The sequence below is a fragment of the Thermaurantiacus sp. genome (genome assembly GCF_053487655.1).
The window spans coordinates 1-16,255 of the sequence record NZ_JBRCLD010000030.1 but is presented as its reverse complement, the minus strand read 5'-3'; the positions used below and the strand labels follow the sequence as shown (position 1 = coordinate 16,255).

The window sequence follows — 16,255 nt, the reverse complement described above, 5'->3', positions numbered from 1 at the left end:
GGATGCTCAAGAGCGCAAGCGCGGCGCGCCAGGCCGGATCGGCAGATCGCCCAGTCCTCCTTGTCATTGAGGATGATCTCGGGCTGCAGCGCCAACTCAAATGGGCCTATGACGGCTATGAGGTCGTCACAGCCGCCGACCGCGAGGCAGCGCTTGCCCTGTTCGCCGAACACCGTCCCGATGTCGTCACGCTCGACCTCGGGCTCCCCCCCGATCCCGACGGTGTCAGCGAGGGCTTCGCAACCCTCGAGGCCATCCTCTCGCGCGCTCCGCACACCAAGGTCATCATCGCCTCCGGCCACGGCGCGCGCGACAGCGCTCGGCGCGCGATCGCACTCGGCGCCTTCGACTTTTACCAGAAGCCCGTCGACATCGACGAGCTCGGCTTCATCGTCGGCCGGGCTTTCCATGTCGCCCGGCTCGAAGCCGAGAACCGGCGGCTGCAGGAGCGAGCGCCAGGCTCTCCCCTTGCAGATGTCATCACCGGCGCACCGGAGATGCTGAAAGTCTGCGACATGATCGAACGCGTCGCCTCCAGCAATGTCTCCGTCCTCCTCCTTGGCGACTCTGGCACGGGCAAGGAGGTGCTGGCACGCGGCCTGCACAAGGCCTCGCCGCGGGCGAAGGGACCGTTCGTTGCCATCAACTGCGGCGCGATCCCGGAAAACCTGCTCGAAGCCGAACTCTTCGGCTACGAACGGGGCGCCTTCACTGGCGCGTTCAAGACCACCGAGGGGAAGATCGAGCTGGCCCAGGGCGGGACCCTGTTTCTGGACGAAGTGGGCGATATCCCCATGCCGCTCCAGGTCAAGCTGCTGCGCTTCCTCCAGGAGCGGGTGATCGAGCGCGTCGGCGGGCGCAAATCCATCCCAGTCGATGTCCGGATCGTCTGTGCCACGCACCAGAATTTGAAGCGCATGCTGGCAGAGCAGCGCTTCCGCGAAGACCTCTACTACCGCATCGCCGAAGTCACAGTGAACATCCCGCCCTTGCGCGAGCGCGGCGGCGATCCCGTGCTGCTTGCCAACCATTTCCTGCGCAAGCACGCCAGCGAGCGGGGCGGAACCGTACTGCGGCTGTCACCGGGCGCACTTGCCGCCATCAACGCCCACGGCTGGCCAGGCAATATCCGGGAACTCGAGAACCGCATCAAGCGCGCCGTCATCATGGCCGAGGGGCCAACCGTAACTGCCGAAGACCTTGACCTTGCCGGTTCGATCGAGACCCGCCCGGTCACGCTGCGCGAGGCCCGCGCCGTCTCCGACCGGCGGGCGATTGCCGCCGCACTCGCGGCCTCAGGCGGGTCCATCAGCCACGCCGCGAAGATGCTCGGAATCAGCCGGCCAACCCTCTATGACATGATGCGGGATCTCGGCATTGAGGCCGAAGGCTGATCCTCTGCGCGCGCCCGTCAATCTGGCCGCGGCTTTGCCATCCGGGCCTCGGCGTCAGCAATCCGCTCGGCAACTTCGTCGATCAAGCGGTCGATCCGCGCCTGCTCTGCGGCCGGGTCGAGCGGCGCTTTTGCCCCCCCGGGCAGTTCCCGTGCCCTCGAACTGACAGCCGCGCCACCAGCGCGCGCACCCCTTGACGAAGACGCCCCGCCCGCGCCGGAACCCCGGTCGCGGAGATGGGCAAGGATCCATTGCGCCAGGCGCATATCATCCCGGCTTGAGCCTCGCTCCCCGCCAGCAACGGCCGCGGTCTCCTCGGCAACACCACCAATCGCCACACTGAGAAGACGAGTCTCGAGCACCTCGAAAGCAGAGTCGAGCGCACAGTCCCACCGCGCTGCAAACCGCCGATCCCGGCTGCGCTCAGCAAGCGCGGAAATCAGCGTCCGGCCGATCGCCGCCGCAGCCTCGGCAACGGCAAGCCCGTCACCAAGACCAGCAAGGAACCGGGCCTGTTCGCGCGCGCTCCAGGGCGCGGCCGGATCGCGGCCACGCACCAGGCGGCGGGGCTTGCGCGCAAGCGGCATCCGCCCGCGATGCCGCGGCGCGACCCGAGCAACAGGCACCGGGTGGGAGGGAGCAACGATCTCGACTTTTGCCGTCTTTGCTCGTCTCATGATGAAAAAATAACCAATATGGATGTTGTAGGACAGAGGCGCCTGTCTTCGAATCGTGCGTCCCGCGTCCGCCGAGTGGACTGCGGCCAAAGGCTTTGCCATGGCGCTGGCCATGCTTGACCATCAACAAGAGCAAATGGGCCGCAGCAACCGCCGCCCGGATGGACGACGCCTGCGCTCCGAGACCAGCCGCAGCCGTATTGTCGCAGCGCTGATGGCGCTGGTTGGCGAGGGCGAGCTCGCGCCAACCGCCGAGAGGGTTGCCAACCGCGCCGGGCTCTCGCTGCGCACCGTCTTCCGCCACTTCGAGGAGATGGACACGCTCTATTTTGAAATTACGAGGGCAATCATCCGCCAGGCCCAGCCGCTGATCGGCCGGCCCTTTGTCGCAACCACGTGGCCAGACATCCTGACCGAGATCGTCGACCGGCGCGCCGAATATTTTGAGTCCGTCACGCCTTTCAAGCGTGCACTCGATCTCTACCGCACAAGGTCGCCAGCGCTCGAGGCCGCAAGCGCCGAGCTTGCCCAGCTGAGCCGGCAGCTGTTCCTTTCCCGTATTCCGCCCGAGCGGATGCCCGGGCCCCCCGCGCGCGAGGCGATGGTGCTCCTCGTCAGCATCGACAGCTGGATCTGTCTTCGCCATGTCCAGGGTCTCGACATTGCGGCTGCGAAGGCAGCGATCCTTGCGGGGCTGCGCGCCCTTCTGGCGTGAAGAGGCAGCGCTCCGTCGGCTTGGAACGGGCAGAAAGGGTAAGTACAGGCAGCAAGGGCCGGAGCGCTGCTCTCAGCGCGCCACGCGAATGGCGCGCGGGTGGCCGATCCCTGCCGAGCGGAAGGCAAGCGCTGGGGCCTCGGCCGCACGCGCATCGGGCCCGCCGCTGCGGGCCTCGTCCCCCCTGCCGGCCGGCACCCGCCAGTCCCGCTCGCCGACAGTGGCAAGCAAAGGCGAAAGATCCGCAAGCCGACGCGCAACCAGGTGGATCACCTCTCCTTCGCGTTGGACCACGCCTTCAACCCCCAGCATCGAGGCCGAAAGGATAAGGCGGCGCTCGGCTTCGAACAGCTGCGGCCAGATGACGAGATTGGCCTGCCCCGTCTCGTCTTCGAGCGTGATGAACATCACCCCCTTGGCCGAGCCCGGCTTCTGGCGGACGAGAATGATGCCCGCACCCCGGAACGGCCGGCCGTCGCGCGCCCGGGCAAGCTCGGCAAGCGGCCGGTAGCGGCTGCGGCCGAGCTCGGCGCGGAGAAAGGCAAGCGGGTGGGCGCGCAGCGTGAGTGCAGTTGCCCGATAGTCTTCCACCACTTCGGCGCCTTCGCGCATCGGCCGCAGCGCAACTGGCGGCTCTGGGCCATGCGGCGCAACATCGGCTGCAGCAAAAAGCGGCAGCGGCGCCTCGCCAAGGCCCCTTGCCGCCCACAACGCCTGGCGGCGCGAAAGGCCGAAGGCACGGAAAGCGTCGGCCTCGGCCAGCCGCTCGAAGGCAGCCCGCCGCACACCGCTCCTGCGGTGCAGCAGGGCAAGGTCGCTGACAGTTTCGCGTGCCGCAATGATCTGCTCCGCCTCGGCCCTGGCAAGGCCATTGACCATCCGGAAGCCCAGCCGGAGTGCAAGCCTCTTATCTTCCGCAGGCTCAAGCGTGCAGTCCCATGCGCTTGCAGCAACGCACACCGGGCGCACCTCCACGCCATGCTCTTGGGCATCGCGGACGATCTGGGCGGGTGCATAGAAGCCCATCGGCTGGGCATTGAGGAGGGCTGCGGCGAACACTTCGGGATGGTGGCACTTCATCCAGGAGGAGGCATAGGCGATGAGGGCGAAGGAGGCGGCGTGGCTTTCGGGAAAACCATAGGAGCCGAAGCCCTCGATCTGGCGGAAGGTCTTCTCGGCGAATTCGGCATCGTAGCCGCGCGCAACCATGCCGGCGACCAGCTTGTCGCGGAAGTGGGAGACTCCGCCGGTGAACTTGAAGGTGGCCATCGCCCGGCGGAGCGCATCGGCCTCGGAAGGGGTGAAGCCGGCGCAGACGATTGCAACCTTCATCGCCTGCTCCTGGAACAGCGGGACACCCAGCGTCTTCCCCAGCACCCGCTCGAGCGCAGGCGAGGGAAAGGTGACTGCCTCCTTCCCCTCGCGACGGCGGAGATAAGGGTGGACCATGTCGCCCTGGATCGGGCCGGGGCGGACAATCGCGACTTCAATCACAAGATCATAGAAGGTCGTGGGCTTGAGCCGGGGCAGCATCGCCATCTGCGCCCGGCTCTCGATCTGGAACACGCCAACCGTGTCAGCGCGGCGGATCATGGCGTAGGTCGCCGGATCTTCCGCCGGAATGGTCGCAAGATCGAGGTCGAGCCCCTTGTGCTGGCGCAGCAGCTCGAAGGCGCGGCGCATGCACCCGAGCATGCCGAGCCCCAGCACATCGACCTTCATGAAGGAGAGGGCCTCGATATCGTCCTTCTCCCATTCAATGACCTGTCTCCCCGCCATGGCCGCCGGCTCCACTGGCACCAGCTTGTGGAGCGGGGCTTCAGTCAGCACGAAGCCACCGGGGTGCTGGGAGAGGTGGCGCGGCGTGCCGATGAGCTCGCGGGCAAGATCAAGGGTGAGCCGGAGCCGGCGGTCTTCGAGGTTGAGCCCCAGGTCCTCGGCGTGGCGCGCTGCCACCCCTTCAGATGACCAGCCCCAGACCTGGCCGGCGAGGGCAGCCGTCACATCCTCTGGCAAGCCCAGCGCCTTTCCCACCTCGCGCACGCTCCCGCGCGCACGGAAGCGGGAGACGACGGCGGTGAGCGCGGCGCGGTCCCGGCCATAATGGGCGTAGATCCACTGGATGACTTCCTCGCGCCGCTCATGCTCGAAGTCGACGTCGATGTCGGGCGGTTCGTTGCGCTCGCTCGAGATGAAGCGCTCGAACAGGAGCTCGGAGCGGACCGGGTCAATGGCAGTGATGCCAAGCACATAGCAGACGGCGGAATTGGCCGCACTTCCCCGCCCCTGACAGAGGATACCGCGCGACCGCGCAAAGCGGACGATGGCGTGGACGGTCAGGAAATAGGGCGCATAGCCCATCTGCTCGATGATGCGGAGCTCATGGGCGAGCTGGCGCTCGACCGCCTCTGGCACGCCATGGGGGTAGCGGGCGGCGGCGCCTTCGCGCGTGAGCGCCTCGAGCGTCTCCTGCGGAGTGAGCGAAGGGTCCGCCCGTTCTTCCGGATACTGGTAGCGGAGGTCGGCCAAGGAGAAGGCGAGGCGTTCGACCAGCCGCTCCACTTCGGCAAGGGCCTCCGGGTAATGGGCAAAACGGCGCGCCAGTTCGTCGGGCGCGAAAAGGTGGCGGTCGGCATGGTGGGTGCGCCGGCGCCCGAGCGTGTCAATGGTGCATTTCATGCGGATGCAGGCGAGCACGTCGGCGAGCATCTGCCGCGATGGCGCGTGGTAGAGCGTGTCGGTGAGCGCAACTGTGGGGAGACCAAGCCGGCGGGCGAGCGCGTCGAGCCGATGGAGCCGTGCCGCCTCGCCGGGAAGCCGGCGCAAGCTGAGGCCAATGCGGCCGGACCGCGCGAAAATGTCGGCGAAGGCCTCTGCGTCGGCTGCGGTCAGCCGGGCTGGTACCAGCACGGCCTCGAGGCCCTTCGCATGCGCTGCCACATCCTCCCAGCCGATGCAGCAGGCGCCCTTGCCAGCGCGGCGCTTGCCAAGCGTCAGCAATGTCGTGAGTTCGCTCCAGCCGGCAAGATCGCGCGGGTAGACGAGAAGCGAGGCCCCCGCCGTTCCATCGGCGCGGGTCAAGTCAAGCCGGCAGGCGGGCAGGTGGCGGATGCCGGTTGCCTGTGCTGCGAGATGGGCCCGCACGAGGCCTGCGACCGTGTTCCTGTCGGTAATCGCCAGCGCCTGCCAGCCAAGCGCTGCAGCCGTTGCGAACAGCTCGTCGGCCGAGGAGGCGCCGCGCAGCAGCGAGAAGTGCGAGGCAACCTGCAGCAGGGCTGGGCGACTCATGCCCGCCATCCTGCCTCATGTTCTCTATTTGTTCCAGCCCATCTCGTCGCAGGGCGTCGCCTCAGATGAGGTCGAGCGCCTGGGCGAAATCGGCGACGAGATCGTCCGGGTCTTCCACCCCGATCGAAATCCGCACCAGATTGGGCGTGATGCCAAGTGCCGTCTTGCGCGCCTTGGGAACCGAGAGGTGGGTCATGGCCGCGGGGGCGGAGGCAAGCGTCTCGGTGCCACCGAGGGAGACCGCAAGCTTGGCAATGACAAGGCTGTCGAGAAAGCGGAAGGCTTCCGCCTCACCCCCCTTCAGGTAGAGCGAGAAGGTCGAGCCAGCGCCGCTGCAGTGGCGAGCGAAGATGTCGGCCTGGCGGCTGCCGGGCTCGAGAAAGCCGAGATAACCGACACGCTCGACCTTGGGATGATCACGCAGGAAAGCGCAGACCTTCTGTGCATTGGCGCCAGCCCGCTCCATCCTGAGTTCCAGCGTCTCGAGGCTTCTGAGCAGCATCCAGGCAGTGTGCGGGTCGGTGATGGTGCCAAGCGTGTTGCGCATCATCCGGACCTCGCGGATGAGGGCGCCATTGCCGACGACGGCGCCAGCGACGAGGTCGGAATGGCCGCCGGCATATTTGGTGAGCGAATAGACCGAGAGATCGGCGCCATGGCGAAGCGGCTTCTGCCACAGCGGCCCAAGGAACGTATTGTCGATGGCAATCGGAGGCGGAGCGTCGCCAAGCAGCCGGTCGCGCGCCGCGCGCACGGCCTCCACATCGACAAGCACATTGGTCGGGTTGGCAGGGCTCTCAAGATAGATGAGCGCAACCCGCCCCTTCGCCCGCGCCGCCTCGAGGACGGAGGCAATTTCCGGCTCGGTCGCGCCGGCCGGGAAGTCGAGCCAGCCGATCCCGAGCCGGCCGAGGATCCGGGCAATGAGCGTCTCGGTGGCAGCATAAAGTGGCCCCGAGTGCACGATCATGTCGCCAGGTGCACAGAAGGTGAGAAGGAGCGTTGCAATGGCCGACATGCCAGAGGAGAAGGAGAGCGCGTCTTCCGCATCCTCCCACACCCCGAGCCGGTCCTCGAGAATCTCCTGGTTGGGGCCATTGAAGCGGCTGTAGACAAGGCCTTGGGCACCGTCAGGGCGCTGCCCCGTCACGCCCTCGAAGTGCCGCTTGCCTTCAGCTGCGCTCTCAAAGACGAAAGTGGAGGTGAGAAAAATGGGTGGCTTCAGTGCCCCTTCCGAAAGTGCGGGGTCAAAGCCATGGCCCATCATGAGCGTCGAAGGCCGCAGGCGGCGGTTGCCAATAGCGGTCACATCCGGCCTCGGCCGGCGCCTCGGGGCTTCGCCCGCCGGGTCTTCCGGATTGTCCATGGCACGTCTCCCACACTGCCTGTAGCGCGCCACGGCCAGGGGCGAAATGGGGCCCGCCCATCAGAGCGCGGGCTGCACGACCCCCAGGAAGCTGGTCGCAAGCAGAAGCGCATAGACGGCAAGCACGAAGATGCGGGTGCGGTCCATCGCAGCCCGCAGCGGCAGCTCGGTTGCATCCGACGAGCCGTCGCGGATGAGAGCGACGAGGCGCGGCCCAACTGGCCTGAAGGCCCAGTCGATGAGGATGGCGGCAACGAAGATGAAGCCGAACAGCAGCGCCTTCCAGGCAAGAAATCCGGGCAGCGGCCCGCCGTTCCGGAGCATGAGAAGGCCGACACCCAGATAGAAACCGGCGAGCGCCCAGCGCAACACCCCCTCGAGCTGCCGGCAACGGGCGGCAAGCGCCGTCTGGTCGTGGCGGTGCGCAACCCAGATGAGGAGAAGCCAGAGAAGGCCAATCCCGAGCGCGAGGGCCAACTGCACCTCGCCAAGCCCCGGCCACCAGCCGCCGGCGGCGAGCAGCGCAATCGAGGAGGGGACCATCAGCGCCCAGGCCGAGCGCGGACCCATGTCGAGCGCGACGAGGAGCTTCAGCAGCACGAGGCGAGTCTCGAGGCTGTAGCGATCGCGGCGGCGGAAATGCTGGCCGAGGAGGAAGACGCCGATGTCGCCGCCGAGCCAGACAACGAGGAGGAGGACATGAAGCCAGACAAGGACCGGGTAGCTCGCCTCAAGCGCTGCCATCATGACACGCCTTCAAAGATGGCAACATGGAATGTGCCAGCACCAGCGCGCAGCGGCTTCACCTTCTCCTGGTAGTCGGGGTCGTTCCAGAAGGCCTTCGCCGCCTCGACGCTCGGGAACTCCGCGACGACGACGGCCCGGCCGTCCCAGGCCTCGAGATCAGCGACCGGGCGGCCGACAAGGACATAGCGGCCGCCATGGCGCGGATAGAGGCCAGAGTCGAGGAGGGCACGATTATAGGCCGCCATCTTTGCGCCATCCGTGACCGTTGCTGTCACCACCAGATAGGCCTTGTCGCCCATTGCGCCCTCTTCTGTCTGCAATTTCCGATGCCTGTGTTGCAGCCCAGCACTAGGCGGACAAGCCGCCTCAGGTAAAGTTGTCCGGACATTTGCCGCACGGGTGAGAAGGCGGCGCGCGCAGGATGACGAGGCTGCACCGCAAGAGGCGCAAGGCTTTGCTGCGCCGGTGAGATGAGGGAGTGTAGCAATGCGAATGGTTCCCTTGGCAGTGCTCTTGGCAACGACAGGTCTGTCGGCCGTGCCAGCGCTCGCCCAGCAAACCGAAGTGCAACCCGGCGGCATCCCCGAGATCGTGGTGACGTCCCAGCGCCGGGAGGAGAGCCTGCAGGATGTGCCGCTTGCCGTCTCCGCCTTCACAGCAGATGCGCTTGAAACCCGCGTCATTTCAAACACGCTCGGGCTTCTCAACTTTGTTCCCAACATGTTCGGCGCGAACAACACCGGTCTCGGCTCGGCCAATGCCTATTATATCCGCGGTCTTGGCAACACCGAGACGATCGCGACCTTCGACCCGCCGGTCGGCACCTATGTCGATGACGTCTATCTCTCCCGCCAGAACGGCAATAATTTCGGTTTCTTCGATGTCGAGCGCGTGGAAGTGCTGCGCGGGCCCCAGGGCACGCTGTTCGGCCGCAACACGACAGGCGGTGCCGTCAATGTGATCCTGAAACGCCCGGGGGACGAATTCGCCGGCTTCGTCGAGGCCGGCTACGGCGCCTATGCTCGGGTGCTGGTGCGCGGCTCGGCCGATCTGCCGGTTTCCGAGATGCTGTCGTTCAAGGTCTCAGGCTACTGGAACGACGACAAGGGCTATGTCCACAACACCACAACCGGCCAGCGGCTGAACGACAATGATATGCTCGGCGTCCGCGGCGCCCTCCAGCTGCGCGCGACGAACCGGCTGACCTGGAACCTTGCCCTTGCCTGGATGGAATCGAACGGCGAGAATCTGCTCAACTTCGACTGCGATCCCAGGAACCCGGCCAATTGCTCCGGCCGCTTTGCGACAACGGGCATGACGGAGGGCGGCCCGGCAGGTGGACGCTATGGCCCCACAGTCACTGGGCGCAAGGCAAGCTTCGGGCTCGGCAACGAGGTCGGCCTGCTCCTTGCCACCTCGAACATCGAATGGGCAGGAGACAATCACCGGCTCTCGATCATCACTGGCGTTGTGGACTTGCGCCAGGATTTCGCGCTCGACTTCGCCGACGGCCGCGGCCTGCCCAGTGCGCTTGATCCGCGGCCAGCCGTGCGCGGATTTACCAACGGCGGCTTCGCCATCCTGAACGCTGGCTCCCACCAGCAGTTCACCCAGGAAGTGAAGCTCGACGGCAGGCTGTTCGGCGGCCTTATCGACTATGTCGCTGGCTTCTACCTCTATGATGAATCAAACCAGACCGATTTCGCCGACATTTTCACGGTGAACATCCCCGCACCCAACGGCCTGCCGCTTCTGCTCGCCGACCGGACCATGATCAACGACACCAAGGCGCAGGCCGTCTATCTCCAGGCCGATTTGAACCTGACCGAATCCCTCACCCTGACAGGCGGCGTGCGCTACACAGATGAGACCAAGACTTTCCAGGTGACCGACAACCGCGCCATTTGCGCAGGCCAGCCCAAGCCCCTGACCTGTCTTGGTGCCAACCTTGTCGCTGCCAACGGCGTGCCGATCCCGACGCGGCTTGAGACTTCGAAATGGACTCCGCGCTTTGTTGTCAACTGGAAGCCTGGGGAGGATCTCCTGCTGTTTGCAAGTGCCACCAACGGCTTCAAGTCGGGCGGGTGGAATGCGCGGGCGACAGCCAACAATCTGTTCCTCCCCTTCAACCCCGAGTTCGTCTGGAACTATGAGGGCGGCCTGCGCTCCAACTGGTTTGCCAACCGGCTGCAGGCGAACCTGACCATCTTCTGGCTGGATACCAAGGACCTGCAGACCCCGTCCGCCTTTGTGAACCCGGCCACCGGCGCCGTCACCTTCATCACCCAGAATTTCGCCGACTATGTGAACCGCGGTGTCGAGCTCGAGCTTGCGGCCGCCCCTGTCGAAGGGCTCAGCCTCTATGCCAACCTCGGCTACCAGAAAGACAAGTATCGGGTCTCGGAATCGCTCGCACCCAACCTCTATGGTGTCAAATCAATCCGCCAGCAGCAGGCCGACTGCCGCGCCCAGCGCGCGGCCGGGCGGATCCCGCTCGGGGTGGGCGCTGACAATGCGCCTGACTGCGCAGCCGGGATCGTGACTGCAACCGGCGACATTGCAACGCCGGTGCGCACGCCCGACTGGACTCTTTCCTTTGGCGGCACCTATGATGTCTCCCTGCAGAAGTCAGGCATCGTCCTCTCGCCTTCTGTCAATGTGGTATGGCGCTCCGGCCTTGAGACGGGAACTGCCAATGCTACCCTGTTTACTGGCTCGATCCGCGCGCCGTCGGGCACCCTTTACCCAGCCAACCCCTTCGATGGCGATGTCATCACAGGCTCCAGGGCCAAGTCCCATGTCCTCGTCTCAGCAAGCCTTGCGTTGCGCACGGATGATGGCAACTGGCTTCTTGCGCTCGAGTGCGACAATTGCCTTGATACCGAATTCACGCAGTCGAGCCTGGTCAACTATACCTACATCAACCCGCCGAGGACCTGGCTCGTGCGGTTGAAGCGGAAGTTCTAGGGCTTGGCCGCGACGAACCCGCACGCTTCCAGCCGCGCGGCCAGTGGCGAATTTGCGCGTGGCTGGCCTGTGCTTCTTGCCTGTCTCATCGGCGTTGCAACTGGCGCCTCGCCCGTGCCTTACAACACCATTGGCTTCTTCATGCCCGAGCTTGCGCGCGCGCATGGCTGGAGCTTTGGCGCCATGTCGCTTGGAATCACCATCTTCGGCGTGCTCGCCGCCTGCCTTGCCCCCGTCTTCGGCGCCATGGCCGATCGCCACGGGGCAAAGCCAGTTGCGCTGCTCTCGCTTGGCCTCTTTGGCCTTGCCTTTGCTTCCTTTGCCCTCATCGGGGCGGAAATCTGGACCTTCTATGCGGTCTGGGTGCTGGTCGGGCTTGTCGGCATCGGCTCAACCCCGGTCACTTTCTCGCGCCTTGTCAATCTCTGGTTTTTCCGCAACCGGGGGCTTGCTCTTGGCATCATGCTCATGGGCACAAGCTTGGCAGCGCTTGTCATCCCGCCGCTCGTCACCTGGGCAATCAGTGCCCATGGCTGGCGCACTGCCCATCTCGTCATCGCCGCGCTTCCGCTTCTGGTCGGCTTGCCAGTCGGTCTTCTCCTGCTGCGCGAGCCAAAGGCAGAAGAACGGCCCCAAGGCGACGTAGCGGCAACCGCGGGCGTGACGCTTGCAAAAGCAACGCAAGACCGCCGCTTCTGGGTCATTTTCGCTTCCATCTTCCTCGTCGCTTTCGCCTACGGCGGCGCCCACATCCACATGCCCGAGATCGTCAAGCTGCACGGCTTCCCGCCCGAGCGTGCTGCCAACATCATGCAGATCCTCGGGCTTTCGATCCTGACCGGGCGCCTGGTCACCGGCTTCCTGCTCGACCGCTTCTGGGCCCCGGCGGTGTGTTTTCCCGTCCTCGTGCTGCCTGCTGTGGCCGTTGCCTACCTGGCCGGCAGCGCACCCGAGTTCGCTCTCGTTGCAGGCGCTGCCTTTCTGCTCGGCTTCGCAGCGGGTGCTGAGTCCGATCTCATCGCCTATCTTGCCAGCCGCTACTTCGGCATGGCCAACTATGGCCGGATCTATGGCATGCTCTACATGGCCTTTGCCCTGGCCTCGGCAGTCTCACCTGCAGTCTATGGCCGGGTGCGCGACATAACCGGCACCTATGACTCCATGCTGCTCGCAGCCGCCGGCCTGTTCGTGGCCGGCGCCCTGCTGCTGTTGACGCTCGGCCGCTACCCGGACTTGCGCGCACCCCAGACGCCCGTGCTGGCTTCGTGACGGTTCCGCCCTATCTTGCGGTCGCCATGCAGCTTGCCGCGCGCAGCGTCGAGGCCGCGCCAGATGTGGCAGCCGCCCGGGCGGGCATCCTCGCCCATATCCAGGAGCTTGAAGTCGAGCTTGCGGGAACCCGGCGCTTCCTTGAGACTTTCAGCGGCACGCCACTGAAGCTCGCGGTGCTGCCGGAATATCTCTTCACTGGCTTTCCAACCGGGCGGGTGCAAGACTTCCCGGCGCGCGCCATATTCGCACCCGACGGGCCAGAATATCGCGCCCTTGGCGAAGTTGCCAAACGGCTTGGCCTCTTTATCGCCGGCAATGCCTATGAGAGTGACCCGCATTTTCCCACCCTCTATTTCCAGGCCAGCTTCCTGGTTGCGCCGACGGGCCAGGTGGTGCTGCGCTACCGGCGGCTCAACTCGATGTTCACGGCAAGCCCGCATGATGTCTGGAGCGCTTATTGCCGCCACTATGGCCCGGAGGCGATTTTCCCTGTGGCCGATACCGAGATCGGCCGGATTGCCGCCATTGCGAGTGAGGAAATCCTCTACCCCGAGATCGCCCGCGCCCATGCCCTGCGCGGCGCTGAGCTCTTCGTCCATTCCTCATCCGAAGCGGGCGGCCTCCTGCCTTCGGCCAAGCAGATCGCGCGGCGCGCCCGCGCACTTGAGAATCTCGCCTATGTCGTCTCCGCCAACACGGCCGGAATCGCCATGAGCGATATCGCAGGCGCAAGTGCAGACGGCAATTCCGCCATCATCGACTGGCGCGGCACCGTCATGGCCGAGGCGCTTTCGGGCCCCAATGTCAACGCCTTTGCTGAAATCGACATCGAGGCCGTGCGGCGCGCCCGGCGCAAGCCCGGCATGTCCAACTATCTCGCCCGCCAGCGCCTCGAGCTGTTCCGCGACACCTATGCCGGCGTGGTCCAGCCTGCCGACTCGCTTATCGAAGACGGCAAGGTGAAGCCATCGGCGTCGCTTGATGCCGTCCGGATCCTGCGCGAAATCATTGACCGCCGCGCAAGGCAGGGCTTGATCTGAGGCCTGCATCGGCCACATCGGCAAAAGGAGGTACGCCATGAGTTCGAGCGACGCGCCCCCACCCTACACAGAAGTCGCCCGCCACGGCATGTTCCCCGAGCCGCGCCATGACGAGGTGGCCCGGTTCAACTTCTTGGCCAATCTCAATCGCCACCTTTCCGCCGTGCTCGGGGCGGGCAATCGCCTGGCCTATGAAACCCGCGTCAGGCCCGCCTTCGTTGCCGCCCATGGCCGCGAGCCGAAGGACCGCTTTGAAGTGCGCCAGGCGATGAACAGCGATCCCTTCCACAGCTTCTGGAGCGCGCTCAAGCGCAACTCGATGGAAATGCGCCAGCAAAACGGCAGGTCCATCGTGCTGCGCCAGGCCGAGGCGCTGGCCGGGCGGGCGGCCGCGCTCAACGCAGGCTGCAACACACTCGAGCTCGACTCGTCCGTCGAGGTTCCGCGCTACCAGGCTGCAGTCGATATCCACTGCATGCCAGGAAGCTATCATGGCGAACTGTTCCCAGGCGATGTCTCGGCCGGCGCCAACTATGATTGCGGCATCTTCGCAACGACCGGCGGCGCCCTGGGGGCGCTCTCCGACGGCGCTGGCCAGGCGATTGCCCAGTGGGTCAAGGCCGAGCGGCCGGGCTTCCAGCCTCGCCGCATCCTCGATATTGGCGCAACCATCGGCCACAATGCCGTGCCGCTCGCACAAGCCTTCCCCGAAGCCGAAGTCTGGGCCATTGACACGGCCGCGCCCTCGCTTCGCTATGGCCACGCGCGCGCGCGCACGCTCGGCGTCAGCAACATCCGCTTCGTCCAGATGAACGCGGAAGATCTCTCCCGCTTCACGGACGGCTTTTTCGACTGGGTGCAGACAACCATGTTCCTGCACGAGACAAGCGGCAAGGCCCTGCCGCGCATTATCGCAGAAGGCGCGCGCGTGCTCGCTTCCGGCGGGCTCATGCTCCACCTTGAGCAGCCAAACTATACGGACGAGATGCCGCTTCTTGAGCAGTTCCTGCGCGACTGGGACGCCTTCAACAACAACGAGCCTTTCTGGTCAGCAATGCATGCGCTTGATATCCCGGCCATCCTCGAGGCCGCTGGCCTGCCGCGTGAGGCGCAGTTCAAAGCGCGGGTGAAAGCCGTGGTTGACCGTAGCATCTTCCCCGAAGCCCCAACCGGTGCTGCCGAAGACCATGGCCGCGCTGCTGTCTGGGAGGCCTATGGTGCCTGGAAGCCGGCGGTCGCGGCCCGCAAAGCGGCCTGACTCCATGGAGCTTGATCCCATCCTCCTCGCTGGCGCCAAGGCCAAGGGCAAGCGGCCGGCCTATTTCGACGATCCCGCCATCGACCGCCTGCTCTCCATCCTGATGGCCGTTGCTGGCGAGCTCGCCGTCACCCGCGAGCGGCTCGACACGGTCGAGCGGCTGCTCGAAGCTTCCGGCCATCTCGACCGGGCTGCGATCGAGCACTACCGCCCCGACCGCGCAACTGGCCGCGAGCGCTCCCTTCTCATGCGCGAATATGTGGCGCGCATCCTGCGCGGTGTGCAGCAGGAGATGGAAGCCATGGCCGAGGCCGAGCCCGATGTCGAGGCGGTGTCACAGCAGCTTCGCGACAGCTGACAGGCTTTCCCGGCCGAGCGGCTGCGGCTAGCAGGCGGCGGTGGCCCTCCTCCTCGCCTTCGGCCTTGCCTATCTCCTGGGTTCCGTGCCCTTCGGCCTGCTGCTCGCGCGCGCTGGCGGCGCTGGCGATATCCGCAAGCTGGGCTCAGGCAACATCGGTGCAACCAACGTGCTGCGCACCGGCCGCAAGGGCTTGGCGGCTGCCACGCTCGCGCTCGATGCCGGCAAGGGCGTGCTTGGCGTCTGGCTCGCCGGGCAGCTGGGCGGCGAGAGCGCCATGCTGGCCGCCGGCGCCGGCGCTGTCCTCGGCCATGTCTGGCCGCCCTGGCTCGGCTTCCGAGGCGGCAAGGGGGTGGCGACCTTTCTCGGTGTTGCAACCGCCGTCCTGCCCTGGGCTGGCCTTGGCTTCGCGCTGACCTGGCTCGGCGTTGCCCTTGGCACACGGATCTCCTCGCTCGGCGGAATGGCAGGAGGTGTTGGCGCCCTTGCTGTCGCCCTGACGCTCGGCGAGAGGGAAGCAGCCGTGCTGTTCGGCCTTCTCGCCCTCTTCATCCTGTGGACCCACCGCGACAATCTCGCGCGCTTGCGGGCTGGCACCGAGCCCCGGATCGGGGCCGGGCGATGACTCTTGCACCTCTCGAGCGCCTGGCCCGGCTTCGCCTCGCCCGGACCGAAGGGGTGGGGCCGGTTGCCTTCCGGCGCCTCCTCGAACGGTTCGGAAGCGGCACGCAGGCGGTCGCAGCACTGCCAAGCCTGTGGCGCGGCGAGGGCCGCATGCTTGCTGCCCAGGCACTGGCCGAGGAGGAGCTGACAGCAGCCGAGCGCCTTGGCATCCGCCATGTTTTTCTCGGCGAGCCGGAGTTTCCACCCCTTCTTGCCGAGCTTGCTGACGCACCTTCTGTCCTCCTCATGCGCGGCAATCCCGCCCTGGCGCGCGGCGCGCTCATCGCGATTGTTGGCGCACGCAACGCAAGCGCTGCCGGCCGCACGCTTGCTGCCCGGCTTGCCGCTGACCTCGGCGCCGCCGGCTTTGTCGTCGTCTCGGGCATGGCGCGCGGGATCGACGCCGCCGCGCATGAAGCCGCGCTTGCGACCGGCACCATCGCCTGCGTCGCCGGCGGTCCCGATGTCGCCTACCCAAGCGAGAACGCCGCGCTCCAAGAAGCTGTCGCC

At 66.1% G+C, this 16,255-nt stretch carries 14 protein-coding genes; 9 read left to right on the top strand and 5 right to left on the bottom strand.

The window, feature by feature from the left end; all coding sequences use genetic code 11:
• Positions 1-2 precede the first annotated feature (2 nt).
• The gene (gene prsR, locus ACWIQA_RS03120) at positions 3-1,394 is read left to right on the top strand and encodes a PEP-CTERM-box response regulator transcription factor (protein WP_448581605.1); all 1,392 of its coding nucleotides are present in this window, start codon (positions 3-5) and stop codon (positions 1,392-1,394) included.
• Between the two features lie 17 nt (positions 1,395-1,411).
• Here prsR and ACWIQA_RS03115 read toward each other — a convergent pair whose 3' ends face one another.
• Entirely contained in the window at positions 1,412-2,071 is a 660-nt protein-coding gene (locus tag ACWIQA_RS03115; protein ID WP_448581604.1) for a hypothetical protein, read from the bottom strand.
• Between the two features lie 136 nt (positions 2,072-2,207).
• Between ACWIQA_RS03115 and ACWIQA_RS03110 the strand changes: the two genes are divergently transcribed.
• Positions 2,208-2,786, top strand: coding sequence for a TetR/AcrR family transcriptional regulator (locus ACWIQA_RS03110; RefSeq protein ID WP_448581603.1), 579 nt, complete (start codon positions 2,208-2,210; stop codon positions 2,784-2,786).
• Positions 2,787-2,858: 72 nt separating this feature from the next.
• Here ACWIQA_RS03110 and ACWIQA_RS03105 read toward each other — a convergent pair whose 3' ends face one another.
• From ACWIQA_RS03105 to ACWIQA_RS03090, 4 genes are all read right to left on the bottom strand, one after another.
• Positions 2,859-6,074, bottom strand: a complete 3,216-nt coding sequence (locus tag ACWIQA_RS03105) for an error-prone DNA polymerase (protein ID WP_448581602.1) — start codon at positions 6,072-6,074, stop codon at positions 2,859-2,861.
• Positions 6,075-6,135: 61 nt separating this feature from the next.
• Entirely contained in the window at positions 6,136-7,440 is a 1,305-nt protein-coding gene (locus ACWIQA_RS03100) for a cystathionine gamma-synthase family protein (RefSeq protein ID WP_448581601.1), read from the bottom strand.
• Positions 7,441-7,500: 60 nt separating this feature from the next.
• Positions 7,501-8,187, bottom strand: a complete 687-nt coding sequence (locus ACWIQA_RS03095; RefSeq protein ID WP_448581600.1) for a hypothetical protein — start codon at positions 8,185-8,187, stop codon at positions 7,501-7,503.
• Positions 8,184-8,486, bottom strand: a complete 303-nt coding sequence (locus ACWIQA_RS03090) for a DUF1330 domain-containing protein (protein WP_448581599.1) — start codon at positions 8,484-8,486, stop codon at positions 8,184-8,186. The genes ACWIQA_RS03095 and ACWIQA_RS03090 overlap by 4 nt, the downstream gene beginning before the upstream one ends.
• A 187-nt stretch (positions 8,487-8,673) precedes the next feature.
• Here ACWIQA_RS03090 and ACWIQA_RS03085 point away from each other — a divergent pair, with 187 nt between their 5' ends.
• From ACWIQA_RS03085 to ACWIQA_RS03055, 7 genes are all read left to right on the top strand, one after another.
• Entirely contained in the window at positions 8,674-11,154 is a 2,481-nt protein-coding gene (locus ACWIQA_RS03085) for a TonB-dependent receptor (RefSeq protein WP_448581598.1), read from the top strand.
• Positions 11,155-11,223: 69 nt separating this feature from the next.
• Positions 11,224-12,423 (top strand): MFS transporter, encoded by a 1,200-nt coding sequence (locus ACWIQA_RS03080; protein ID WP_448581597.1) that lies wholly within the window; start codon positions 11,224-11,226, stop codon positions 12,421-12,423.
• A complete protein-coding gene (locus ACWIQA_RS03075) occupies positions 12,420-13,466 on the top strand; it encodes a nitrilase-related carbon-nitrogen hydrolase (protein WP_448581596.1) in 1,047 nt (348 codons plus the stop codon). Before ACWIQA_RS03080 ends, ACWIQA_RS03075 begins: the two co-directional genes overlap by 4 nt.
• Positions 13,467-13,503: 37 nt before the next feature.
• Positions 13,504-14,724, top strand: coding sequence for a class I SAM-dependent methyltransferase (locus tag ACWIQA_RS03070; RefSeq protein WP_448581595.1), 1,221 nt, complete (start codon positions 13,504-13,506; stop codon positions 14,722-14,724).
• Positions 14,725-14,728: 4 nt separating this feature from the next.
• Positions 14,729-15,082 (top strand): hypothetical protein, encoded by a 354-nt coding sequence (locus ACWIQA_RS03065; protein ID WP_448581594.1) that lies wholly within the window; start codon positions 14,729-14,731, stop codon positions 15,080-15,082.
• Positions 15,083-15,122: 40 nt separating this feature from the next.
• Positions 15,123-15,707 carry a glycerol-3-phosphate 1-O-acyltransferase PlsY gene (plsY, locus tag ACWIQA_RS03060; protein WP_448581593.1) on the top strand — a complete coding sequence of 195 codons (585 nt, stop codon included), beginning with the start codon at positions 15,123-15,125 and terminating at the stop codon, positions 15,705-15,707.
• Positions 15,704-16,255 (top strand): DNA-processing protein DprA (locus ACWIQA_RS03055; RefSeq protein ID WP_448581592.1); only part of this gene is annotated, 552 nt, incomplete at its 3' end. The genes plsY and ACWIQA_RS03055, both read left to right, overlap by 4 nt.

What these genes read in the sequence shown, in the direction of transcription:
- ACWIQA_RS03105 (WP_448581602.1), bottom strand. Translation starts at nt 6,074, where the DNA reads ATGAGTCGCCCAGCCCTGCTGCAGGTTGCCTCGCACTTCTCGCTGCTG.
- ACWIQA_RS03070 (WP_448581595.1), top strand. Translation starts at nt 13,504, where the DNA reads ATGAGTTCGAGCGACGCGCCCCCACCCTACACAGAAGTCGCCCGCCAC.
- ACWIQA_RS03085 (WP_448581598.1), top strand. Translation starts at nt 8,674, where the DNA reads ATGCGAATGGTTCCCTTGGCAGTGCTCTTGGCAACGACAGGTCTGTCG.
- ACWIQA_RS03095 (WP_448581600.1), bottom strand. Translation starts at nt 8,187, where the DNA reads ATGATGGCAGCGCTTGAGGCGAGCTACCCGGTCCTTGTCTGGCTTCAT.
- ACWIQA_RS03110 (WP_448581603.1), top strand. Translation starts at nt 2,208, where the DNA reads ATGGGCCGCAGCAACCGCCGCCCGGATGGACGACGCCTGCGCTCCGAG.
- ACWIQA_RS03065 (WP_448581594.1), top strand. Translation starts at nt 14,729, where the DNA reads ATGGAGCTTGATCCCATCCTCCTCGCTGGCGCCAAGGCCAAGGGCAAG.
- ACWIQA_RS03090 (WP_448581599.1), bottom strand. Translation starts at nt 8,486, where the DNA reads ATGGGCGACAAGGCCTATCTGGTGGTGACAGCAACGGTCACGGATGGC.
- ACWIQA_RS03100 (WP_448581601.1), bottom strand. Translation starts at nt 7,440, where the DNA reads ATGGACAATCCGGAAGACCCGGCGGGCGAAGCCCCGAGGCGCCGGCCG.
- ACWIQA_RS03115 (WP_448581604.1), bottom strand. Translation starts at nt 2,071, where the DNA reads ATGAGACGAGCAAAGACGGCAAAAGTCGAGATCGTTGCTCCCTCCCAC.
- prsR (WP_448581605.1), top strand. Translation starts at nt 3, where the DNA reads ATGCTCAAGAGCGCAAGCGCGGCGCGCCAGGCCGGATCGGCAGATCGC.